General features: G+C 64.0%; 23 protein-coding genes. 11 read left to right on the top strand and 12 right to left on the bottom strand.

Annotation, left to right across the window (positions count from 1 at the left end; all coding sequences use genetic code 11):
• Positions 1-86: 86 nt before the first annotated feature.
• Both AC0L7I_RS00565 and AC0L7I_RS00560 read right to left on the bottom strand, forming a co-directional pair.
• Positions 87-1,538, bottom strand: coding sequence for a M20 metallopeptidase family protein (locus AC0L7I_RS00565; RefSeq protein WP_473397584.1), 1,452 nt, complete (start codon positions 1,536-1,538; stop codon positions 87-89).
• 80 nt (positions 1,539-1,618) lie between these two features.
• The gene (locus tag AC0L7I_RS00560; protein ID WP_473397583.1) at positions 1,619-3,652 is read right to left on the bottom strand and encodes a lytic transglycosylase domain-containing protein; all 2,034 of its coding nucleotides are present in this window, start codon (positions 3,650-3,652) and stop codon (positions 1,619-1,621) included.
• A gap of 90 nt (positions 3,653-3,742) precedes the next feature.
• On the opposite strand from AC0L7I_RS00560, the gene dapA reads away from it, so the two are divergent.
• Genes dapA through AC0L7I_RS00545 form a run of 3 tightly spaced genes read left to right on the top strand, consistent with a single transcriptional unit; the run spans position 3,743 to position 5,373 of the window.
• A complete protein-coding gene (gene dapA, locus AC0L7I_RS00555; protein ID WP_473397582.1) occupies positions 3,743-4,621 on the top strand; it encodes a 4-hydroxy-tetrahydrodipicolinate synthase in 879 nt (292 codons plus the stop codon).
• 9 nt (positions 4,622-4,630) lie between these two features.
• Positions 4,631-5,110: an SsrA-binding protein SmpB gene (gene smpB / locus AC0L7I_RS00550; RefSeq protein ID WP_473397581.1), complete on the top strand. Its 480-nt coding sequence runs from the start codon at positions 4,631-4,633 to the stop codon at positions 5,108-5,110.
• A complete protein-coding gene (locus AC0L7I_RS00545; protein ID WP_473397580.1) occupies positions 5,107-5,373 on the top strand; it encodes a hypothetical protein in 267 nt (88 codons plus the stop codon). Before smpB ends, AC0L7I_RS00545 begins: the two co-directional genes overlap by 4 nt.
• Here the strand turns inward: AC0L7I_RS00545 and AC0L7I_RS00540 are convergent.
• Genes AC0L7I_RS00540 through AC0L7I_RS00530 form a run of 3 tightly spaced genes read right to left on the bottom strand, consistent with a single transcriptional unit; the run spans position 5,370 to position 8,363 of the window.
• A complete protein-coding gene (locus tag AC0L7I_RS00540; protein ID WP_473397579.1) occupies positions 5,370-6,032 on the bottom strand; it encodes a uracil-DNA glycosylase in 663 nt (220 codons plus the stop codon). The two genes, AC0L7I_RS00545 and AC0L7I_RS00540, sit on opposite strands and share 4 nt — an antisense overlap.
• The gene (locus AC0L7I_RS00535) at positions 6,022-7,938 is read right to left on the bottom strand and encodes a gamma-glutamyltransferase family protein (RefSeq protein WP_473397578.1); all 1,917 of its coding nucleotides are present in this window, start codon (positions 7,936-7,938) and stop codon (positions 6,022-6,024) included. Before AC0L7I_RS00535 ends, AC0L7I_RS00540 begins: the two co-directional genes overlap by 11 nt.
• On the bottom strand, positions 7,935-8,363 hold the full coding sequence (locus AC0L7I_RS00530; protein ID WP_473397577.1) for a TIGR02301 family protein: 429 nt from the start codon (positions 8,361-8,363) through the stop codon (positions 7,935-7,937). Before AC0L7I_RS00530 ends, AC0L7I_RS00535 begins: the two co-directional genes overlap by 4 nt.
• On the opposite strand from AC0L7I_RS00530, the gene AC0L7I_RS00525 reads away from it, so the two are divergent.
• Positions 8,343-9,335: a D-2-hydroxyacid dehydrogenase gene (locus tag AC0L7I_RS00525; protein WP_473397576.1), complete on the top strand. Its 993-nt coding sequence runs from the start codon at positions 8,343-8,345 to the stop codon at positions 9,333-9,335. The two genes, AC0L7I_RS00530 and AC0L7I_RS00525, sit on opposite strands and share 21 nt — an antisense overlap.
• 16 nt (positions 9,336-9,351) lie before the next feature.
• On the opposite strand, the gene AC0L7I_RS00520 is transcribed toward AC0L7I_RS00525, so the two are convergent.
• Positions 9,352-10,335 (bottom strand): NAD(P)H-dependent flavin oxidoreductase, encoded by a 984-nt coding sequence (locus AC0L7I_RS00520; protein WP_473397575.1) that lies wholly within the window; start codon positions 10,333-10,335, stop codon positions 9,352-9,354.
• Positions 10,336-10,540: 205 nt separating this feature from the next.
• On the opposite strand from AC0L7I_RS00520, the gene AC0L7I_RS00515 reads away from it, so the two are divergent.
• Positions 10,541-10,777 carry a hypothetical protein gene (locus tag AC0L7I_RS00515; protein WP_473397574.1) on the top strand — a complete coding sequence of 79 codons (237 nt, stop codon included), beginning with the start codon at positions 10,541-10,543 and terminating at the stop codon, positions 10,775-10,777.
• Between the two features lie 168 nt (positions 10,778-10,945).
• Positions 10,946-11,263, top strand: a complete 318-nt coding sequence (locus AC0L7I_RS00510; protein WP_473397573.1) for a hypothetical protein — start codon at positions 10,946-10,948, stop codon at positions 11,261-11,263.
• Between the two features lie 79 nt (positions 11,264-11,342).
• Here the strand turns inward: AC0L7I_RS00510 and AC0L7I_RS00505 are convergent, their stop codons facing one another.
• The 3 genes from AC0L7I_RS00505 to AC0L7I_RS00495 are packed head-to-tail and all read right to left on the bottom strand — an operon-like array spanning position 11,343 to position 13,670.
• The gene (locus AC0L7I_RS00505) at positions 11,343-12,128 is read right to left on the bottom strand and encodes an SDR family NAD(P)-dependent oxidoreductase (RefSeq protein ID WP_473397572.1); all 786 of its coding nucleotides are present in this window, start codon (positions 12,126-12,128) and stop codon (positions 11,343-11,345) included.
• 55 nt (positions 12,129-12,183) lie between these two features.
• A complete protein-coding gene (locus tag AC0L7I_RS00500) occupies positions 12,184-12,642 on the bottom strand; it encodes an NUDIX hydrolase (RefSeq protein ID WP_473397571.1) in 459 nt (152 codons plus the stop codon).
• Positions 12,639-13,670: a glycosyltransferase family 2 protein gene (locus tag AC0L7I_RS00495; RefSeq protein WP_473397570.1), complete on the bottom strand. Its 1,032-nt coding sequence runs from the start codon at positions 13,668-13,670 to the stop codon at positions 12,639-12,641. Before AC0L7I_RS00495 ends, AC0L7I_RS00500 begins: the two co-directional genes overlap by 4 nt.
• A gap of 163 nt (positions 13,671-13,833) precedes the next feature.
• On the opposite strand from AC0L7I_RS00495, the gene AC0L7I_RS00490 reads away from it, so the two are divergent.
• A complete protein-coding gene (locus tag AC0L7I_RS00490; RefSeq protein ID WP_473397569.1) occupies positions 13,834-14,838 on the top strand; it encodes a patatin-like phospholipase family protein in 1,005 nt (334 codons plus the stop codon).
• Here AC0L7I_RS00490 and rsmD read toward each other — a convergent pair.
• Positions 14,835-15,395: a 16S rRNA (guanine(966)-N(2))-methyltransferase RsmD gene (rsmD, locus tag AC0L7I_RS00485; protein ID WP_473397568.1), complete on the bottom strand. Its 561-nt coding sequence runs from the start codon at positions 15,393-15,395 to the stop codon at positions 14,835-14,837. The two genes, AC0L7I_RS00490 and rsmD, sit on opposite strands and share 4 nt — an antisense overlap.
• 73 nt (positions 15,396-15,468) lie before the next feature.
• Between rsmD and AC0L7I_RS00480 the strand changes: the two genes are divergently transcribed.
• The 4 genes from AC0L7I_RS00480 to AC0L7I_RS00465 all read left to right on the top strand — a co-directional run bounded on the left by AC0L7I_RS00480 (position 15,469) and on the right by AC0L7I_RS00465 (position 19,743).
• A complete protein-coding gene (locus AC0L7I_RS00480) occupies positions 15,469-15,909 on the top strand; it encodes a nucleoside deaminase (RefSeq protein WP_473397567.1) in 441 nt (146 codons plus the stop codon).
• A 48-nt stretch (positions 15,910-15,957) separates the two neighbouring features.
• Positions 15,958-17,682: a cation:proton antiporter domain-containing protein gene (locus tag AC0L7I_RS00475; RefSeq protein ID WP_473397566.1), complete on the top strand. Its 1,725-nt coding sequence runs from the start codon at positions 15,958-15,960 to the stop codon at positions 17,680-17,682.
• A gap of 97 nt (positions 17,683-17,779) precedes the next feature.
• Positions 17,780-18,448, top strand: a complete 669-nt coding sequence (locus tag AC0L7I_RS00470; protein WP_473397565.1) for a crotonase/enoyl-CoA hydratase family protein — start codon at positions 17,780-17,782, stop codon at positions 18,446-18,448.
• Between the two features lie 206 nt (positions 18,449-18,654).
• Complete coding sequence (locus tag AC0L7I_RS00465) at positions 18,655-19,743, top strand: SMP-30/gluconolactonase/LRE family protein (protein WP_473397564.1); 1,089 nt, start codon at positions 18,655-18,657, stop codon at positions 19,741-19,743.
• 12 nt (positions 19,744-19,755) lie between these two features.
• Here AC0L7I_RS00465 and AC0L7I_RS00460 read toward each other — a convergent pair whose 3' ends face one another.
• Positions 19,756-20,649, bottom strand: a complete 894-nt coding sequence (locus AC0L7I_RS00460) for a LysR family transcriptional regulator (protein ID WP_473397563.1) — start codon at positions 20,647-20,649, stop codon at positions 19,756-19,758.
• A 167-nt stretch (positions 20,650-20,816) separates the two neighbouring features.
• Positions 20,817-21,563: a TSUP family transporter gene (locus AC0L7I_RS00455; RefSeq protein ID WP_473397562.1), complete on the bottom strand. Its 747-nt coding sequence runs from the start codon at positions 21,561-21,563 to the stop codon at positions 20,817-20,819.
• Between the last annotated feature and the right edge of the window lie 142 nt (positions 21,564-21,705).

Raw genomic sequence — 21,705 nt, 5'->3', positions numbered from 1 at the left:
GCGTCCCTGCTCCATATCCGGCAGGAACTTAACCATTTGTTAACTTCTTTGGGAAGTTGAAAAATGGCCTGCATGGGCAGGTCGCGTCAGTCCTTGAAGAGTTCCATCGCTGCGGCGGTCATGGCTTCGACGCCGGTGGCGATGGTGGGGTCATAGTCGGGGGCAAAGCCGGAGGAGTGGAGCGATGGCAGCGCAGGGCCGCCATTCTGGGCCGCGGCATATTTGGCGGGTTCCACGGCGCCGACCCAGAAGATGACGCTCGGGATTTTCTCTGCGGTGCGACCGTACTGGCTGAAATCCTCGCCGCCCATGACGGGTTTCATCTCCTTCACATTGGCGGCTCCGATGGACTTGCCGATGGCCTTCATCGTGCGCGCCGTGGTGTCAGGGTCATTGTAGGTGGCGGGCGTGTAGTCGCTCTCGATGCTGACCTCCGGTTCGGGTGCGCCGAACGCCATGGCCTCGGCCTTGGCGATGCGCGTGATTCCGTCGAGCAGCATTGCCCGTGTCTTGTCGTCATACGAGCGCACCGTGATCAGCAGCGTCGCTTCGTCCGGGATGATATTGTGCTTGGCGCCGGCCTTGAACGATCCGACCGTGACGACAGCGCTATCCTGCGGGTCGGTATTGCGCGAGACCAGGCTCTGCAGGGCCACCACGATGTGCGAGGCGACAAGGATCGGGTCCTTGGTCGTATGCGGATAGGCGCCGTGGCCGCCAACGCCTTTGACCTTGATATCGACGCTGTCGACATTGGCGAGGGCAAAGCCCTTGGAATAGTTGATCGTGCCGGCGGGAGCGCCAGCGGATACGTGAAGGGCGAGATTGTAGTCAGGCTTGGGGAAGCGCGTGAACAGGCCATCGGCCAGCATGGCTTCGGCGCCGAGGCCGATCTCTTCGGCGGGCTGGGCAATCATCACCAGCGTGCCTTTCCACTTGTTCTTCCGGGCGATCAGTTCGCGGGCCGTGCCGACCCAGCTGGTCATGTGCACGTCATGGCCGCAGGCATGCATGACGCTGCTCTCGACACCGGTCCAGGTCGTCGCCGTGACCTTCGAGGCGAAGGGCAAGCCGGTCTGTTCCGGCACGGGAAGGGCGTCCATGTCGGTGCGGATCAGGATGGTTGGCCCGTTGCCATTGCGGAACACGCCAACGACGCCGTAGCCGCCGACGCCGTCGACGACTTCGCCATTATCTTTCATCGATTTCTCGACGACCCAGTCCTGGCCGAGTCCGGTGGTCACTTCAAAGCCCAGCGTTTGCAGCTCGCCCGCAAGGATCGCCGAGGTTTTCGATTCCTCGAACGAGAGTTCAGGCGCTTCGTGAAGGCGCTTGTAGAAGGCGACGAGGGCAGGGTCGGCTGACGGCAGGGGATCGGTCGAGACGCTGGCGGCGGTGGCTGCCGTGCCCGACTGGCTGGACGACGGCGTCAGCAGGGTGGGGCCATCAGCGCCCGTATCGGCGGCCTTGTCCTTGCCCGGGCCTCCACAGGCGACAAGAACGAGGGCGACGGCGGTCAATGCGGCGGGGCGGAACATCACGGTAACTCCTGAAATCATTCAGGCGCGACCCTAGCGGAGTTTAGCGCCCTGCCAAGTGGCCGGAGCGATGATGGCGATCAGTCGCGCCCGCGTTCCAGGTCTTCGGAGAGTTCGATGTCGACTGGCGTTCCGGCGAGGCGCTGGCGGTAGACCTGCGTGTTTTCGAGCACGCGCTGGACATAGTTGCGCGTTTCCGAGAACGGGATGAATTCCACCCAGTCGACCGGATCGACCTGCCCGGTGCGCGGGTCGCCATAATCCTGGATCCACTGCCTGGGGCGGCTGGGGCCGGCATTATAGGCGGCCGCCGTCATGATATAGCTGCCACGGAACTGCGAGAGCAGCGTGTCGAGATGCTGGCCGCCGAGCGTCATGTTGTAGCCGGGATCGTCAGTGAGCCACGAGGTGCGGTAGGGCAGGCCGCGCAGCCGGGCTTCATTCTTCGCGGTGGCCGGCATGAACTGCATCAGGCCGCGCGCGCCGACATGGCTGACGGCGTTCGGGTTCATCTCGCTTTCCTGCCGCGAGAGCGCCAGCATCAGCGGCTTCTCCACGCGGGGTTCGCGCAGCATGGGATAGGAGACGACCGGGTAGGCCGCATCGGTGGCGACAATGCCCTTGGCGAGGCCCGCCTTGGCGCCGCGCACGCCAATGTCGGGCACCTGGTATTCAGCGGCCATGCGGGCCAGCAGGATGAATTCGGCCTCTTTCTCGAGCTGGTCATCGAGGTGATAGGCGAATTCGCGGAACATGCGCGTCTCGCCCGCCTCACCCAGCAGGCTCAGCGCCTTGACCATGGGACGGGCGTTGAACGCGGCAATGTCTTCCGGTGTCGGCTCGGACGAGGCCGCAAACGATATCTTGCGGTCATTGAGGCGCTCGGCGGCCAGCTGTCCGTAATAGGTGAATTTCTGCTTGGCGGCTGCGCCATAGGATTCGAGCGCTGCATCCTTTTCGCCCAGCTGGTCTTCAGCGCGACCGGCCCAGTATTCGCCGCGCGCGACGCTGATCGGAGTCGAGACACTGGCCGTCATGTCCTTGAAGTGTTTCAGGCTGCGTTCCGGATTATTGTTCAGGCGCAGGGCAATCCAGCCGGCGGTCCATTCCGCGTCGGCAAAGTCAGACCCTTCGGTCATGCCGTGCGGGGCGGTGAGCTGGTAGGCGCGCGACCAGTTGCCGTCCTTCAGGTCTGTCCGCATGGCGACATTGCGCTCATCCCACAGCCTGGAGCGCCCGGCTTCGGGCACGTCATTGGCGTCGATACCGACGAGGAGCGGAGTCGCGCCATCCTGGTTGCCGTGTGTCCGGCGCCAGCGGGCGCGATCATACAGCAGGCCGGGATTGTTCTGCAGCGAGGCTGGAACCGCGTCGACCAGCCGGTCGACATTGCGTCCGCGGCTGGCAAGTGCAATTCGGGCATCGACCAGTTTGCGATAGTCGGAACTGACAAGTGTCTTGAGGTTCGACGCGGCAGAGCGCTGGTTGGTCCAGAGCAGGAATTCGATACGGGCGCGATGGTCGGCCTCGGTCAGGAAGCCGCCATAGGTTGCCAGCACAATGCGTTCCAGGTCGCGGTCCATGGAATTATTGCGCCAGGCATCATGGACGAGGGCCTCGGCCTTGGCAGGCTGGCCAACGGCCTTGTAGCTGCGGGCGAGGGCGATCTTGCCGGCGCCGGTCTGCGGGCCGGACTTTTCCAGCCAGAGGATGCGTTCGCCATGGCTGAGCGAGGAGAGGTCGATGATGTCCTCGGCGCGTTTGCGCATCCGGTCGGTCTTCGGCCAGGTCGGCAGGGTTTCGATCGCGCTGGCGACCTCGTCAAAGCCCATGCCCGGTACGCCTTCGCTGGCGCGGACCCACATGATCAGGTTGCGCACGGCGGGGTCGCTGGCCTGGCGCTGCAGGCTGGCAACTTCGTTCCAGTCATAGCGGCCTGCGGCAGCGAGAGCCTTGTGCAGGATTTCGGCGTTTCCGGCATCTGTCGTCTGGGACGCATAGACGCGTTTCGGCTTCAGGCTCGGCGCATCCGGCAAGGCAGATGCCGACGCGCTCAGGGCGGCGGCACCGAGCAGGAGCGAAACTGTGAGGGGACGTATAATGGGATGGGTCATCGGAGTTTATTTCTACGCCAAAGCATGAGAAGGCATTGTTAAATAATACGACACAATTCCCACCAACACCCTAATCGCGGCAAGAATACGATGTTTCACGGTTCAATCCCAGCACTCGTCACACCTTTCAAGAACGGTGCCGTTGACCGCGAGGCCTTTGCCGCGCTTGTCGAGCGCCAGATCGCAGGCGGGTCGAGCGCAGTTGTGCCCGTGGGCACGACGGGCGAAACCTCGACCCTGACCACCGAAGAGCACAAGGCGGTCGTGACGCTTTGTGTAGAAGTTGCTGCAGGCCGCGTGCCGGTGATTGCGGGCGCCGGGTCCAACGCCACCGACGAGGCGATCGACCTTGTGCAGCACGCAAAGACGGTCGGCGCGGATGCCGCGCTGGTTGTCTGTCCCTATTACAACAAGCCGAACCAGGCTGGGCTGGAGGCCCATTTCCGGGCCATCAATGATGCCGTGGCCCTGCCGGTCCTGCTCTATAATGTACCGGGCCGCACGATTGTCGACCTTTTGCCGGAAACCGTGGCGCGCCTCGCCCAGTTGCCGAACATCGTCGGGATCAAGGATGCCTCCGGTGACGTCGCCCGGGTCAGCCAGCACGCCGCGCTGGTCGGCGATGCGCAGTTCGTTCAATTGTCGGGCGAGGATCCCAATGCGCTGGGCCACCTGGCGATGGGCGGCGCCGGGTGCATCTCGGTGACCGCGAATGTGGTGCCGGACATGTGCGCTGCGATGCATGCGGCCTTTCATGCGGGTGACCTGGCAGGCGCGCGGGCCATCGAACTCAAACTCATTGCACTGCACAAGGCCTTGTTCTGCGCGCCTTCTCCGGGCCCGGCGAAATATGCCCTGTCGCGCCTCGGCCTGTGCCAGCCGGACGTGCGCCTGCCGATCACCCAGCCGGATGCCGCCGCCTGTGAGACGATCGATGCCGCTATGGCACTTGCGGGCATCAGGTCCTAAATAGGCCCCATGTCAAAGACACAGCAGACCAAGGGCAGGGGCGATGGCCTCGTTGCAGAGAACCGGCGTTCCCGGCGTGAATACGCCGTGGAAGACACGCTGGAGGCCGGCATCATGCTGGTTGGCTCCGAGGTCAAATCCCTGCGCCAGGGCAAGGCCAACATCGCCGAGAGTTATGCCAGCGTCGAGGATGGCGGTCTCTACCTGATCAATTGCGACATCCCGATCTACAACGCCGCCAACCGGTTCAACCACGAACCGAAGCGCAAGCGGAAGCTGCTCGTGTCGAAGCGGGAACTGGCGAAACTGTCACAGGAAGTGGACCGGGCCGGCCGCACGATCGTGCCGCTGAAACTCTATTTCAACGACCGCGGCATTGCGAAACTCCTGCTCGGCGTCGCCACCGGCCGCAAGAGCCATGACAAGCGCGAGGTCGAGGCCAAGCGCGATTGGCAACGCCAGAAGGCCCGGATCATGAAAGAGGGGTGATGCACTTTGTCAGGGCATCCTATTTCGCCGCCTGCGCCGTAGTGCCCGTCGTGCTGATGTTCTGGCAGTTTCCGAGCCATTTCTTGTTTATCTTTGGGGCATTAATGATCCTGGCTGCGTGGGCAGCAACGTATATTCCTGATAAATTTGCCGAAGCGTTTTCTGGGTTGCGTATTGAAGGATGGCACCGCGCCCTTCCGTACTTGATGGCGCCTGCAATCGTGTTGTTCTGTCTCTTCGACGCGTTGTCCAAGACGTCCTAGCCCACAATCTGCTTCGCCACTTCAAACACATCCTCGAACATCTCCGCCGTCAGACGCCCCGTATTCGTGTTGTAGCGGCTGCAATGATAGCTCGATAGCAGGGTGAGGGGGCGGCTCTCGAAGCTGACGTCATAGCGCGTGGTGTGGCCGAAGGGATGGGCGCTGAGTTTCAGGCCCAGGGTGCGCACGGTCGAGTCGTGGCTAATTTTTCCCAAACACAGCAGGACCTTGAGATCGGGCAGGGCCGCGATGCGTGACTGGAGGAAGGGCCGGCAGGCATTGATTTCGGCGCCGACCGGCTTGTTCTCAGGCGGTACGCAGCGTACCGCATTGGTAATCATGGCGCCTTCGAGCGTCAGGCCGTCGTCTGGGTCGGCTGCGTAAGTCCCTGATGAAAAACCAAATTTTTCCAAAGTTGCGTAGAGAAGGTCGCCCGCCCAGTCGCCGGTGAAGGGGCGCCCCGTGCGGTTGGCCCCGGTCACGCCGGGGGCGAGCCCGACAACGAGAAGACGCGCCGTTTCACTGCCAAAACTCGGCACCGCACCGTTGAACCAGTCCGGTTCGCGGGCGGCGACCGTCTCGCGATAGGTCACGAGGCGGGGGCAGAGGGCGCAGTCGCGGGGGGCTTCGGGGGGTGGCAGTGCCGCCTTAGTAGCCATCCGCGACGCCGTCCTTGCGCATTTCAGTGGCGGCGATCCAGGCGCCTGTATTGAAGTCGCGCATGATGGCCTGGTAGCCGCCGGCATTGGCAGAGCAGCATTCGACCGTGTGGCCCCGGCGCTTCAGTTCGGCGCGGGTGGCGGGCGGGATGCCGCTTTCGAGGTGGACGGTGCCCTTGTCGGATTCGCACGGGTCGCCGTCCAGCGTGTTGGTCGGTTCGCAGCCGCCGACATGTTCCCAGCGCGCCGCGTCGCCGGCCTCCTGCAGTCCCATGTCAAAGTCGACGAGGTTGAGGATCACCTGCACATGGCCCTGCGGCTGCATGCCGCCGCCCATCAGGCCGAAGCTGAGCCATGGCTCGAACGGGCAGGCCTGCTCGATCGGCACCGCGCGAACCTGGCAACCCGGCATGTCCTTCTTGAAGGCGAAGGCCGGGATGATCGTGTGGAACGGGCGCTTGCCGGGGGCGAAGACGTTCGGGTGGGCCGGGTCGAGGCTGAACAGCTGGCCCCGGTCCTGGAACATGAAGCCGAGCCCGTCGGCGACGAGCCCCGAGCCCATGCCGCGATAGTTCGACTGGATCAGCGAGACCATCATGCCGTCAGAATCGGTGACGGTGAGATAGGTCGTGTCGCCGTCTTTCAACTTGGCGTCGGCTGCGGCCGCTTCGGCGGGCGTGAGCGAGGCTTCGACGTCTCCGAACGGGACGACGGGCACGGTGTCCATCGCCTTGTTGATGTTGATTCGGGCCGCCTGACGGGCCGTCCGGTTCGGTTTGACGAAGGCCTGTTCGTCGATGCGGGAGAATTTCGGATCGGCAAAATAGCGGGCCCGGTCGGCGAAGGCGAGGCGCTTGGCTTCGACCTGGGCCATGATCGAATCAGCCGAGCCGAAGCCCATGCTGCGCAGGTCGAACCTCTCCAGCATCTGCAGCATCTGCAGCGCGGCGATGCCTTGCGTGTTCGGCGGCAATTCGCAGACCTTGTAGTCGCCGCGATAGGTGACGCAGACGGGTTCGACGAATTCGCCCGTATGCGCGGCGAAATCCTCATAGCGCAGCGCGCCGCCGATGCGCTTGAAATAGGCATCGATCGTCCTGGCGGTCTCGCCCTTGTAATATTCGTCGCGTCCCTTCTGGCCGATCCGCTCCAGCGTGTTGGCAAGGTCCGGGTTGCGGAACAGGCTGCCCTCAAGCGGCATGGGCGAGAAATAGGTTTTCTTCGCATTGGCGTATTCTTCCAGCATGCCGCTTTCGTGCGCGGGCTCGAAACGCTTCGGGCCAAAGCTCCAGTAATACGCAATCACCTCTGCGATGGGCGCGCCCTCGCGGGCGTAGCGGATGGCCGGCTCGAGATTGGCCAGCATCGGGCGGTTGCCGAACTTTTCGTGCAGGGCGTACCAGGCATCGACCGTGCCGGGCACGGTGACGGGCGCAGTGCCGAAGGGCGGAATTTCCTTGCCTTCCATATAGGCGTCGGCCTTGGCCTGAACGTCGGCCAGCGTGGCGCCCATGGCGGAGCGGCCGGAGCCGTTGTAGCCGTAGAGCTGCTTGGTTTGCGGGTCCCAGACAATGGCGAACAGGTCGCCGCCGATGCCGTTGCCGGTCGGTTCGACAAGGCCAAGCATGGCGTTCGCGGCAATCGCGGCGTCCATGGCATTCCCGCCGGCCTTCATCACGTCGAGCGCGGTCTGCGTCGCCAGCGGGTGGGCCGTGGCCGCTGCCGCGTGGGGTGCGACGACGGCCGAGCGCACGCCATGGGCGCGGCCAGACGGCATGCGGTCGCCGGGCCCGGTTGCGGTCGCCGCGTCAAACGGCGCGGGCGCGTCATCGAGCGGGGCAGGGGTCAGCGCTGTGCAGGATGTGGCCAGCAACGCGGCAGCGCCTGCCATCAGGATCTTGATCATCGGTTCGGTCCTCGCTTGCGGGTATCCTTGGGGAAATAATGTGTGGCCATGCGGCCGGCGATCTCCTGCCCGTCGCGGGCAAAGCGCGCCTCGGCCTCGATGGCGCGGTTGTCACAGTTCAGGTACTGCGCGCTGGTGCGGGTATAGGCATTGTTGAACCCCTCGACGAGGGAGGAGCGAAGATTGCCCCGTTCGGGGGCTTCGTAGCGCAGCATGTCGGCCATGTAGCGGCGCCAGTACTGGTCTTCCCGGCCATTGCAGCGCACGCGGATGGCGTGGGCCGAGCCGAGCGTGGCCGCAAGCTCGGATGCATCGCGAAAATAGTCCGGCCCGCGCAGGGGAATACCCGATTGCGCCGACGCCACGCTTGCCCCGGCGAGCACGAGCACGCTAAGCAGGGCGCCATGAAAGACTGTCTTGTTCATGCGAAGACCTTCGCGCGCATCGCCCCGAGGCTCAAGGGCCTTGAAGATAAACTCAATATCATCGTCATGGACGATAAGGGTGTCTTCTCCAAGGCATCGAATGGCGAGGTTGTGGCAGAGCCGAAACCCGAGATCGCCTTTGGCAATGCGGATGCGTTTTTCGGGCCGTGTGTGCGGAATTTCATCCTTGCGGTTGCCGGTAGCAACCGTCTCGACTGGTTCCAGTCAGCCGCGGCCGGCATCGAGAACCCCGCCTTCGTGATGATCGGCAAGGCCGCGCGGGTGTTCACCTCAAATCATACCCAGTCGGAAGCGATGGGCGAGTGGGCCGTGTGGCAGGCGCTCGACTATTTCAAGCAAGGTGCCGCGCACCGCGCGCTACAGGCCGCGAAGACGTGGAAACGGCTGGATACGCGTGAAATTCGCGGCTCCAAATGGCTGATTGTCGGATTCGGTTCCATCGGCGCGTCGACCGGTCGGCGCGTCATGGCGCTGGGCGGTCAAGTGACCGGCGTGCGCCGCTCTCAGGGGCCGGCCGAAGGCGCCGACCGGATCGTGCCGCCGAAAGCGCTGATGGCCGAACTGCCTGACGCCGATGTCGTGCTGCTTTGCGCGCCGCACACACCGGAGACCGAAGGCATGGCCAATGCAGGCTTCTTCGCTGCGATGAAGCCGGACGCGCTGTTCATGAATCTCGGCCGTGGCGCGCTGGTCGACGAATTGGCCCTGATGGCTGCGCTGGACAAGGGGCGGCCGGGTCATGCGGCGCTTGACGTGACAATGGTTGAACCCCTGCCTGACGATAGTCCGCTGTGGGCGCATCCCGGCATCACGATCACCCCGCATGACAGCTCGCAGACGCCCGGCACGATCACCGGCGCTGACGATACATTCCTCGCGAATCTTGCGCGATACCTGAACGGCGAACCGCTCAGGCATCTCATCGACAAATCGGAATTCGAAACCGCCTGATGAATGACGCCTGGGGTCAGGCGGACGCTTTTGATTTCAAGCCAGCCATCCGGTCGATTGCCGCTTCGGCGTCGCGCATGATATCGGCGACGATGGCAGCCACCGGCTTCACTTCGTGCACGCCGCCTGCCGACTGGCCCATGGCGAAGCATGATGTGTCCGGATTGAGTTTCGCCTCGTCCACGATGCCGCCAATGCCGCCGATGACGCCGGTGCGCGTCGAATGGATGGCTTGTTGCGGGAAAGGCTGGATGTCGCCGGGGCGGCTTTCCCAGTCGTTGATGTATTCATTCGTGCGGCAGCGCATGGGCTTGCCTGAATAGCAACGGCTGCGGGTCGTGTCCGTGTCGCCGGCGCCGACAACGGCCTGCTTGTACATGTTGGCGGCGTGGGCCTCGTCCGATGCGATGAAGCGCGTGCCCATCCAGACACCGCAGGCGCCAAGGGCGAGGGCGGCTGCGAGACCGCGCCCGTCATAGATGCCGCCAGCTGCAATGACCGGGATTTTTACCGCTTCGACGGCCTGCGCGACGAGCGGCATCGTGCCGACGAGCCCGGTATGGCCGCCGCCTTCGCCGCCCTGGAGAATCACCGCGTCGCAGCCGGCCTGTTCGGCCTTGATGGCGTGTTTCACGGCGCCGCCGACAACCATCACCTTCACGCCGGCGTCCTTGAGCCGTTTCATGATCGGCATCGGCACGCCGAGACCGGCGACAAACGAATTGGCGCCGCCCTTGATGATCACATCGACTGATTCTTCGAGGCTTTCGGGGCTGGCTGCGAGCAGGTCGACACCGAACGGCTTGTCGGTCAGTTCACGCACGCGTTTCATCTGGCCCGCAATGAAATCCGGTCCCGTGCCTGCCATGCCGAGCACGCCGTATCCGCCCGCATTGCACATGGCCGCACAGACCTCGGCATAGGAGACGCCGCCCATGCCTGCCAGCATGATGGGGTGTTCGACTTTTAGCAGTTCGGTCAGTGCGGTTTTCAGGGCCATTGGAAGGCATCCTTTCTGTAATGAAATCAGGATTTGGAACCTAGCTGCCGGTCCTAGCGTCAACGCAATAGGGACAGACTCATGACCATTTTGACACATTCGACCAAGGTTTGCCCCATTCCCGCCGTGATCTGTCGTCAGATAACCAGTCAAGCCGAGGGAATTGTCCACTCGGTGTTATGAGTTAAAACGAGGGGAAGCTCCTATGACGAAACTTTTTGCAAGCGCTGCCATCGCAGCCCTTTTCGCTGGCGGTGCCATGGCAATGGGACCAACAGAAGAAGAGCACGCTGCTGCTCCAGAAGCGGCTGTTGAAGCTGCTGCTGACGCTGACCACGCAGTCGCAGAAGAGCATGCAACAGAAGAGCATGCAGCTGACGAAGCTCATGCCGACGCTGACCATGAAGACGAGGCAGAAGCTACCGAAGAGCACGGTGAGTAAGAACCGGTAAAATCGGATTTCGCCCTCTCCCTACCGGGAGGGGGCTTTTTCCAATATAGAAGATTAACGGTCGGAACCAACACGGCTGCCTGAAAAATGAACTTTTAGTAATGGCCGAGAAGTGCTATGGGCCTTCCCGGTCATCTGACCAACAACAGGGGTATTAGAATGAAGAACATCATGATCATCGGCGCTGCCGCGCTGGCTCTCGCCGCTTGCAGCCCGAAAGAAGAAGCTCACCCAGCCGCCGACGCAGCTGTCGAAGCTGCTGGCGAAGCGGTTGACGCTGCTGCTGAAGCAACCGGCGAAGCCATGGACACTGCTGGTGAAGCTGTCGACGCTGCTGCTGAAGCAACGACCGACGCTGCTGGCGACATGGTTGATGCTGCTGAAGGCGCTGTCGAAGATGCAGCTGCTGCCGTTGAAGGCGCAATGGACGACGCTGGTGAAGTTGTCGAAGAAGCGACGACCGAACAGCCACACTAACAGGCTCCGGCTTTTAGCCGCCTGGAAGAGGGCCGCTCCGCAAGGAGCGGCCCCTTTTTATTGTCCGCGTGTCACAGGCCTAGAATTTCGAATAAGCGCCATCGACGATCAGGGTCGTGCCGGAATGGTAGGATGAGGCATCCGATGCCAGGTAGACAGCGATGCCGCCAAAGTCTTCCGGTTCGCCCCAGCGCCGAATCGGCACGCGCGAGATGACCTTCGAGATGAACGTGTCATTGCCCTGCGCTGCGTCGGTCATGTCGGTGGCAATCCAGCCTGGCAGGATCGAGTTGGCGCGAATCCTGTAACGGCCATATTCCGTGGCGATGGCGTTCATCATGGCGATCAGGCCGCCTTTGGTGTGGGCATAGGCCTCGTTGCGGCCAGCGCCTTCGATGCCTGCCAGCGAGGCCGTGCCGATCAGGCTACCACCCGGATCACCCGCCTTGGCGCGCTTGACCATGGACTTGGCCGCTTCGCGCAACGTGAAGAAGGCGCCTTCGGAATTGATCCGCTGATTGTAGCGCCAGGTCTCGATCGTCATTTCCTCGAAACTGGCTGCGCCGCGCCCAACCCCTGCATTGGCGATGCAGGTATCGATCCGGCCGAAATGCGCTTCGAGATCCGCCATGCCTTTGACGACCTGGTCTTCTTCGCCAACGTCGACCGACCAGGCGAAGACCTTGCCGGTGCCGAGTTTCTCGAGCTTGGCGACGGCTGCCTTGTTGTCATCGGCCTTGCGGCCCCAGATCGCAACATCGGCATTCGAAGCGGCCAGCGCCTCGGCCATGCCGAGCCCGATCCCCTTGTTTCCGCCGGTCACGAGGCAGACTTTGCCTGCAAGGTTGAAAGGGGCATAGGTCATGGTCGTCTCCTGAGGTATGATTTCGGCGACAACACATAGATGACGCGGGGGCGGGTCAAGCGATTCTTGAGTCGGCTTCGATAAGGGCGCGGGCAGCCGCAATGATTCGCAGTGTCTCGCTCCAAAGGCCCAGCCCGTCCAGCCGGTCAGGCGAGACCCATTCGGCATGATCGGCATCGTCGCCGGCGACGGGCTCGCCCGCTTTCCAGACAGCGGCGTAGTCGAACAGGAGATAGTGCCGGCGCGCCTCGCCGGACCGGCGCGAGGTGAAAATGGCATCGACCACGTCAACGAAACCAACGAGGCGCGCGGTGATCCCGGTTTCCTCGTGCAGTTCGCGCAAGGCCCCGTCAGCGGTGCGCTCGCCGAATTCCAGCCGCCCGCCCGGGATCGACCAGTCGCCGGCCAGCGGCTTGGTGCCGCGCCGGATCAGGAGGACATCGTCCCCGCGAAAGCAGGCCGTCCCGACCGAGGGCACAGGCCGCCGGATGATCGCGTCCTGACGCGCTGTCATTTTGCTGTGCCAGCAGATGACCGGTCGAGGTCCGCGATCATGGCCATGATCGCCGGCGGGGCCGGGCGCCGTTTCGGGAACAGGGATCGCAGCCGGGCGGCAACGGGCAGGTAGAGCAGCGTGAATGCCGCGGGCTGGCGCACCAGAAGCGACAGGATCGTTGCGATATCCGCGCGCTTGATGGCGCCGACGAGCCGGTCGAAACCGATGGCCCGGCGGATGGATTTCAGCCGCGCCGAATTGGCCGATCGAGTTTCGGGCGATTGTCCTGGCGCAGCAGCAGCGGTCGCCGCCGTGGCCTCCAGGGCAGTCAGCGCGGTCATGTCGAGGCGGTGGGAAATCGAGGCCGAATGCTTGCGATAGAAATAAAGTGTCTCCGGCAGCGTGGCCATGACACAGCCCTTGCCGAGCAGGCGGACAATGAGGTCATAGTCTTCGCCGATGCGCATGGTTTCATTGTAGCGGATGCCGTTTTCCTCCAGCGCGGCGCGCCGGATGACCGGTTTGGCATAGCCGAGCTTGGTGCCTTTGCCGAACAGGAAATTGGACCGGATATAGGTCTGCTCACTGATCGTCGATGGCGTTGTCGCGAGCGTGCCGTCGAACATGGTATCGATGCCGGACGCACCATCGCCGCCGAAAATCGCGAGATCGTCGATCAGGATATCGGCGCCCGACGCATCAAGGGCGGCCAGCATGCGGGAGAACCGCTCAGGGTGGATCAGGTCGTCGCTGTCGACCACCGCGACCCAGTCGCCGCGCGCCTGGTCGAGCGCGAAATTCCGGACCGGCGCCGGCCCGCCGAACCGCTTGCCGCTGAACACGCGCAGGCGCGGGTCGCTTGCCGCGATGCGCTCTGCCAGCGCGACGCTGCCATCCGCCGACCCGTCATCGACGAGGATCAGTTCGAGCGACGTGAAATCCTGGCCCAGCACGGAGGCGATGGCGGCGGCGAGATAGGGCTCGCTATTGTAATTGGCCATCAGCACGGAAACGGCAGGATGGTCGTCGCGAGTTCCGGTCGTCATGTGTGCATTGATTCCATGCGATATTGAGGGTTTTCAGGGCCTATCACTACTCGGCCCTGATCAAAAGCACGTCATCCCGGCGCAAAAGGGCCGCGCGGCGCGTCCGGGCTCTTCAATGCCCGGTCTTTCGGCTATAGCCGGAACGCATCGCAAGGAGTCCGGCATGGCAAAGCAAACGCGCCGCAAGATCAGTCTGGCCCTGCAGGGCGGGGGCGCCCATGGCGCCTATACGTGGGGTGTGCTCGACCGGCTGGCCGAGGAAGAGAACCTCGAGATTGCCGCCATGTCGGCCACGTCGGCCGGCGCGATGAATGCCGTCGCCTGGGCGGATGGCATGGCCGAGCATGGCCCGGAAGGCGCGAAGGCGAAACTCGAAGCGATCTGGCGCAGCGTCTCGCAATCCGGCTCCAGCATGGCGCCCTATGGCGGGCTCAGCGCCATGGCGTTTGCCTATGCCAGCGCCCTGCAAAGCCTTGCCAGCCCGTATGACCTCAATCCGTTCAACCTCAACCCGCTGCGCCGGTCGGTCGAATCGGTGATTGATTTCGATGCCGTGCACGCGTCCGGCATCCTCCTGTTCCTGTCGGCGACGAATGTGGAAACGGGGCGCGTGAAAGTGTTCGAGCGCGGCGAGATCACGGCCGACGCCGTGCTCGCCTCGGCCTGCCTGCCGCAGACATTCCAGGCCGTGGAGATCGATGGCAGCGCCTATTGGGATGGCGGCTATATGGGTAATCCCAGCCTGTTCCCGCTGATCTATTCCGGCGCGCCGCGCGACGTGTTGCTGGTGATGCTCAACCCGCTGGCCCGTCCCGGCGTGCCGAAACGGGCGGCCGAGATTCAGGAACGGATCAACGAGATCAGCTTCAATGCCTCGCTGGTCGGCGAGTTGCGCGCCATCGCCTTCGTGCAGCACCTGATCGATGACGGCATGCTGAAGGAGCCGATGATGAAGAAATACCGTCGCCTGAACATTCACGCCATACGGGGTGGGCAGGACCTGATCGATCTCGACCTGCGCACCAAGATGGACACGAGCTGGCATTTTCTCACCGGCCTGCGCGACCAGGGACGGGACGCAGCGGACAATTGGTTGAGGAAGGATGCGCACCTTATTGGCACGACAAAATCGAACCTCGATATGCGCAAGGAATTCCTCGACATCTAGGCCTGTTTGAGGAAGCTCACCTTGGCCGCGCCATAGGTGCGGGTGTCGAGCAATTCCCAGCCAGTGAAGGCCATCGTCTCGTCGGCGCCGGTCTCGACAATGGCGATCGCGTCATCCGCCAGCCAGCCGCCACTGGCGAGTTGGGCGAGGGCGGGTTCGACAAGCCCCTTGTGATAGGGCGGGTCGAGGAAGGCGATGGTGAAGGGCGCGCCGACACCTGCCGGGATTGGGCCAAGGTCGGTGGCCGAGCGGCGCTGGATGCGCGTCGATCCGAACAGGCCCAGCGTTTCGCAATTGTCGCGGATCGTGCCGCGTGCGCCGGCATCGCTTTCCACGAATACGCAGAAGTCCGCCCCGCGCGACATCGCCTCAAGGCCGAGCGCGCCGGACCCGGCGAACAGGTCGATCACGCGGGCGCCTTCGAGCGGCGGGGCCCAAACGGCATGGGCGATCAGGTTGAACACGGCTTCGCGCGTGCGGCCACCGGTCGGCCGGGTCGACTGGCCCTTCGGCGCCGCAATGGGGCGACCCTTGAATTTGCCTGCAATGATCCGCACGGGGGAAGCACCTGCTCTTTACTTTCCCGGCGTGTAGGGCGATCTCAGGCTGATGACAATTACCCTCTCCCCCATGACCCGCGCCCTTGAACTCGCGGCAATGGCCACCGAGGCAGGCGAAGTGCCGGTCGGCGCGGTGATCGTCGACCCGGCGACGGGCGAGATCGTCGCCGAGGGCGCGAACCAGCCGATTGCGGGCCATGACCCGACCGCGCATGCCGAGATCGTCGCCCTGCGCGCCGCTGCGGCGAAGCTGGGCAATTACCGCCTCACCGATCTGCACCTCTACGTGACGCTGGAACCCTGCGCCATGTGCGCCGGGGCGATCAGCCTTGCCCGCATCGGCAAGCTGGTGTTTGCCGCCTGCGATCCGAAGGGCGGCGCGGTGATCCATGGGGCGCGCTTCTTCGAACAGCCGACCTGCCATTGGCGCCCGGACGTCGAGCAGGACGAAGCATCGGGCGAAACCGCCAGCGCCTTGCTCAAGGATTTCTTCCGGGCGCGTCGAGGGTAACGTCATGACCTGTCTGTCCTATTGCCAGCAAACCGGGGGCCCGACCTGATGGCCGGGCATGGATATGAAGTCCTTGTCAAGGATGTGCTGATTTTCCTGTTCGCCGCCGGCGTTGTGGTGCCGGTGTTCCGCTATCTCCGTCTGCCATCTGTGGTCGGCTTCATGCTGGCCGGCGTGGCGCTCGGCCCCTTCGCGCTGGGGTCGCTGGCGCACGTCCTGCCGCTGCTGGAATATGTTTCGATTTCCGATCCCGAAGCGGCCGCGCCCTTTGCCGAACTGGGCATTTTGTTTCTCCTGTTCCTGCTCGGCCTCGAATTCTCGTTTGAGAAGCTCTGGTCGCTGAGGCGTGCCGTGTTCGGGGCAGGCGGGCTCCAGTCCATGCTCAGCGCTGCGGCCATTGCGGGGGTTGTATACTGGGCGGGCCTTCCGGCCGAAGCGGCGATCATTTGCGGACTGGCGCTGGCCCTCTCATCGACCGCGATCGTCATGCAGATCCTGGTCGAGCAGAAACGGGCCGCCGGGAAGGTCGGGCGCACGGCGCTGAGCGTGCTCCTGTTTCAGGACATACTCGTCGCCCCCATCCTGATCTTCATCGGCTTCCTGGCCATGGCGGAGGGGGCCAGTGTTTCCGCTGTCCTGATCGAGGCGGCGGTCAACGGACTGATTGCGATCGCGTTCATCATGCTGATCGGGCGCTTCGCCCTGCGTCCGGTGTTCCGTCTCGCGGCGCAGGTGGGCGGACGGGATTTCCTGATGGCGCTGACATTGCTGACGGTTGTCGGCGCCGCGACGATCACCGCCACGGCGGGCCTGTCGCTGGCGCTGGGGGCGTTCCTGGCGGGTCTCCTGCTCGGTGAGACCGAATTCAAGCATCAGACGGAAGTCGATCTCGAGCCGTTCAAGGGGCTCCTGCTGGGCGTGTTCTTCATGACCGTCGGCATGGCGCTCGATCTTCCGTCACTGGTGACCCAGCCGGGGCTGATCCTCGGTGGGCTGGCCGCTTTGCTCGCCGCCAAGTTCCTCATCGCGTTCCTGGCCTGCCGCCTGTTTGCCGGGGACAGGCTTGTCTCTCTTGAAACCGCCAGCCTGCTGGCGCCGGCGGGAGAGTTCGCCTTCGTCGTGGTTGCCGCCGCTGGTGCGGCCGGCGTGCTGGATGCCGGAACGTCAGGCAACATCGCCGCGATTGCCGGCCTGTCCATGCTGCTGATCCCGGTGCTCGGCCGCCTTGGCAGGCTCGCTGCCGCGCGGCTCGAAGGCGAAGAACCGACCGCGCATCTGGACGCGGATTTCTCGGACCTGAAAGGCCATGTGATCATCGCAGGCTTCGGCCGGGTGGGAGAGACGGTTGCGCGCATCCTCAACGAGGAAGACACCGAGATCGTGGCGCTTGAACGCAGTGCCGTGCGTCTGGCCAAGGCCCGGAATCACGGCTGGCGGGTGTTCCTGGGCGATGCGGCCCGGCCGGAAATCCTGCATAGTGCCGGCGCAGATGGTGCGCGCCTGTTCGTCGTCACCGTGGACGATGTCGCCGCCGCAGAAGCCATGGTGACATCCTTCCACAAGCTGCACCCCGACGTGCCGATTGTCGTGCGCGCACGCGACCATGAGCACGCTTCGCGACTGCACCGGGCGGGCGCGAGCCACGTCATTCCGGATGCAATTGAATCCGGGATGCAGATGGCCGGGCGGGCACTGGCAGAGTTTGGCTACGACGCGGAAACCGTTCGCAACCGCCTCGCGGTCGAACGCACCGAGGAATATAGCCGGTCCTGACGGCGCCGGTGCCGGCGTTTTGGAACCCGCCCCTGCGTCAGGCTTGCTTCCCGCTGGGGCAGTGGGGGTCTATCGTGCCTGAAACAGGGAGACCGCCATGAGCGCCACGATCAAGATCGAGAACGAAATCGCCGTCATCACCATGGATGATGGCAAGGCCAATGCCATCAACCCGACCATGCTGGCCTCATTGAATGCGGCGCTGGACCAGGCCGAGAAGGAGGCCAAGGCCGTGATCATCACCGGCCGGGCAGAGCGCTTCTCCGCCGGGTTCGATCTCAAGCTGATGGGCGCCTCGACGCCGGAGGACGTGACTAAGCTGGTCAAGGGCGGCGGCGCGCTGGCCTTGCGGCTGTTTACCTTCCCGATGCCTGTCATCGCCGCGTGCACCGGCCACGGCATTGCCATGGGTTGCTTCATCCTGCTCGGATGCGACAAGCGCTATGGCGCGACAGGCCCCTACAAGATCGGCGCCAACGAGACACAGATCGGCATGGTGCTGCCGGTCTTCGCGCTGGAGCTTTGCAAGGCGCGGCTGAACCCGCTCTACATGACCGAGTCCGTGATCATGGGCACGTTGTTCAGCCCGGAAGAGGCCGTGACGGTCGGCTATCTCGACAAGGCCGTGGCGCCGGACCAGGTGATGGCCGAAGCCATGGCCGAGGCCGAACGCCTGAAAGCGCTGCCGGGCAAGGCGCTGGCCGGCAACAAGAAGATCCTGCGCAAACCGACTGTTGATGCCATCGCGCCGACGGTCGCGCGCTAGGCCCCCTCGCACGATTGCCGCTATTCACGCGGGGTCAAACCGATTAGCTTCCCGGCAGGCCATTTCGGGGGACAGGATGATATTGCGCTCATCCCGGACGCCTTGCGTAAGCGGAACCGGACCGCGATTGGCCACCTGAATGTCGATGTCGGCCTGTGCTCCGGCTTCGTCACAAGAGTTTCCGGGACATTTGGGAGGGAAAACAATTGAAACCACGTATCGCCCTGTTCGTTGCCGCGCTCGGCGTCGCCGCCTGCACGCCAACAATCGACGAAGATTCCGGCACACCGGAAGCGGTTGTCGAGGCAAGCGCCACGGCATTTGACGAAGCAAGCCTGTTTCCAGCCGATCGCTCGCTGGTGCGGCCTGAAGACGGTGTCGCGCTCGGCGATGGCACGCTGCTGGTCGCCGACCAGCGCTACGGCCTTGTCGCGCTGTCGCCGGACGGATCGACGCGGCCGTTCGGCGACTTCGCCGCAGTTGGTTATGTGCACGAACCGCCGACGAAGACAGCCGGGCCGAACGGTGTCGCGCTCGAACCGGACGGCACGCATGTTCTCGTCGCCGACGTGTTCACTGGCGCCATCTGGCGTACCGATATTGCCAGCGAAACGACGCAGCTTGCCTATCAGCACGCTTTCGGCGTCAACACCGCCGTGCGCGACAGCACGGGCGCGATCTGGTTCTCGCAATCGACGGAAAATATCGGGCCGCACTCGGAAGAACGCCTGTTCGAAGCCATCGACATGCCGATGGCGGACGGCGCCCTGTTCCGGATCGCGCCTGCATCCGACGACACGCCGCCCGTTGCCGAACTGAAGGCGTCCGGCCTCTTCTTCGCCAATGGCGTGGTCGTCGACGAGACGCGCGGTGTCCTCTACCTGGCCGAAACGCTGGCAGACCGCGTCAGCGCCTTTCCCCTGTCTGTCACGGACGGCGTGCTTGGCGAGAAGCGCCTCCTGGCCAATGTGCTGACGCCGGACAATGTGGAATTGGATGACACGGGCCGGGTCTGGGTCGCGTCACCGCTCGGCAACGCGATTCTCCGTGTCGACCCGGACAGCGGCGATGTCCGTTCCGTCTTCCATCCCGAGAGCGCCGAAAGCGATCGCATCGTCGCAGAATGGCACCGCCGGGGTGAAGCTGGCGAGCCACGGCTCGACCTGATGAGCCCGGCCATGTCGGCGCCGCTGCCCGGCGGGCTGACGGGCGTGATCCTTTCGCCTGATGGCGGACCGGCCTACGCGTCCGGTCTCGGCGACGCGCTGGTGAGGCTGGACCCGGCGGAACAATGATCCTGCGCCGCGTCAGAGCTGCGCTGCGGCCTCCTGAATGAGGCCGCGCAGCCAGGCGAGGGCTGGGTCTTCGGCATCCTGCCGGCGCCAGTAGAGCACGCTGTCGAGCGCGGTGAACATGTCCGGCAGCGGCCGCACGGCAAGCCCCGCCCCCTCTGCCAGGGGCAAGGGCACAGTGAGGGCAAGCTGCGTGGTCCGCACGATCTCCAGCGCCGGCATGTAATGCGGCAGGCGCATCACCGGCGTGATGCGGTGCCCTGCGGCGCGGGCGATCTCCTCGACATAAGACCGGCCTTCGCGGCGGCTGGACACGACGACATGGCGCAGGCCAACGAAGCGTTCCATCGTGAGGTCGGCGCGGACCTGCGGATGATCCTGTGCCATGACGCAGGCATAGGGCGTGACCAGCAGCGTCAGGCGCTCGAGGTCCGCGCCGCGCAGGCCTGGCACGTCAATGGCAAGGTCGAGGCGCCCGGAGGCGAGTTCGGTCGAAATGGCGCCGCGCTGGACCTGGCTCCACGCGATCCTGATGCCGGGCGCCGCCGCCTCCAGCCGCTTGGCAAGTCCCGGCGCGATCATGAACGACCCCGCGTCGCGGGCCGAGATATTGAATACGCGGGTCGAGCGCGCCGGTTCGAAGACAGAGCGCGGTTCAAGCCCCGCCCGCAGCCGGTCGAGCGCATCGCGCACCGCCGGCATCAGCGCGTCGGCCATGGCGGTGGGTTTCACGCCGCGCCCCTCGCGCACGAACAGGGGGTCTTCGAAATGCGTGCGCAGGCGGGCAAGGGCGTTGCTGACGGCTGGCTGGGTGATGCGCAGGGTTTCGCTCGCGCGCGTCAGGCTGCGCTCGGTATAGATCGCCTCCAGCACCGGCAGGAGATTGAGGTCGATGCTGCGCAGGTTCATGGCGGGCTCGCATTAATATCACGAATAGTGATGATAATGCTTCATATAATAAAGTTGCCGAATAGTCGAGTTTGCGCCATTCCGAACCGGAATACAGGCCGTGGCCGGGAGCCCGAATGCCCTCTGACAATGTAGAGAAGATGGAATTTGGAGCGCGCGTCGCCGCGCTAGAGCCAGCCTGCGGCCTTCACCAGCATGACCGCGCCGATCGCCGTGACCAGGTATTTCATCCCGCGCTTGAAGTTCACGTCGGTCATCCGCTCCAGCACCTTGCCGCCCAGCGTCGTTCCCAGCATCGACAGGGGCACCGCCGCAAGGATCAGCCAGGCCGGGGGCAGGGCCTTCAGGCCGGCCGCCGCCAGCACGGGCGCGCTCCAGAAGATAATCTTCACGAAATGCGCCAGCACCTGCGTCACCGCCTTGGTGGCGACGATCGCCTGGCGCGTCATGTCGGTGCGCACGAAGAACAGGTCCAGCAGCGGCCCGGCCACGCCAGCCACCGTGTTGAGCGCCTGCACCACGAAACCGGCGCCCTCTGCCTGGAACCGTTTCTGGATATCGAGATCGACCACCGATTTGGGCAGCCAGACCAGCAGCGTCGTCAGGCCGAGCATCAGGTAGACCATCTGGCGGTCCGGGCGCCAGCTGAGCGCGAAGAGCAATCCGACGGCCGCAATCGAGCCGAGCGCATAGCGCCGGAAAATCGGCCAGTGGATATGATCGCGCCAGAGATAGGCGCGATAGCCGTTGGACACCATCTGGATCGATCCGTGAATGATCATCGCGGTGGCCACCGGCACAAGCGCAGCCAGCACGCCCATGAAGATGATGCCGCCAGCCATGCCGAAAATGCCGGAAATGATTGTCGTGACGAGGACTGTTGCAAGAATGATCAGGGCGCTCGTCAGGGTCATGTGCGGCGGCCTAGCGCAATTCGTATGACGCAGCCAGACGCCTGGCGAGCCAATCGGCAGGGTTTGCCGTCAAGACAGTCGACGACCCAAGCGACCGGGTGATAAGATCACAATCAAAGAATTTGAAACAGGAACACAGGAA

The sequence above is a fragment of the Hyphomonas sp. J20-32 genome, assembly GCF_055808555.1.
Note: the sequence above shows the minus strand (reverse complement) of the source record. Positions and strands in the feature narration are given on the sequence as shown.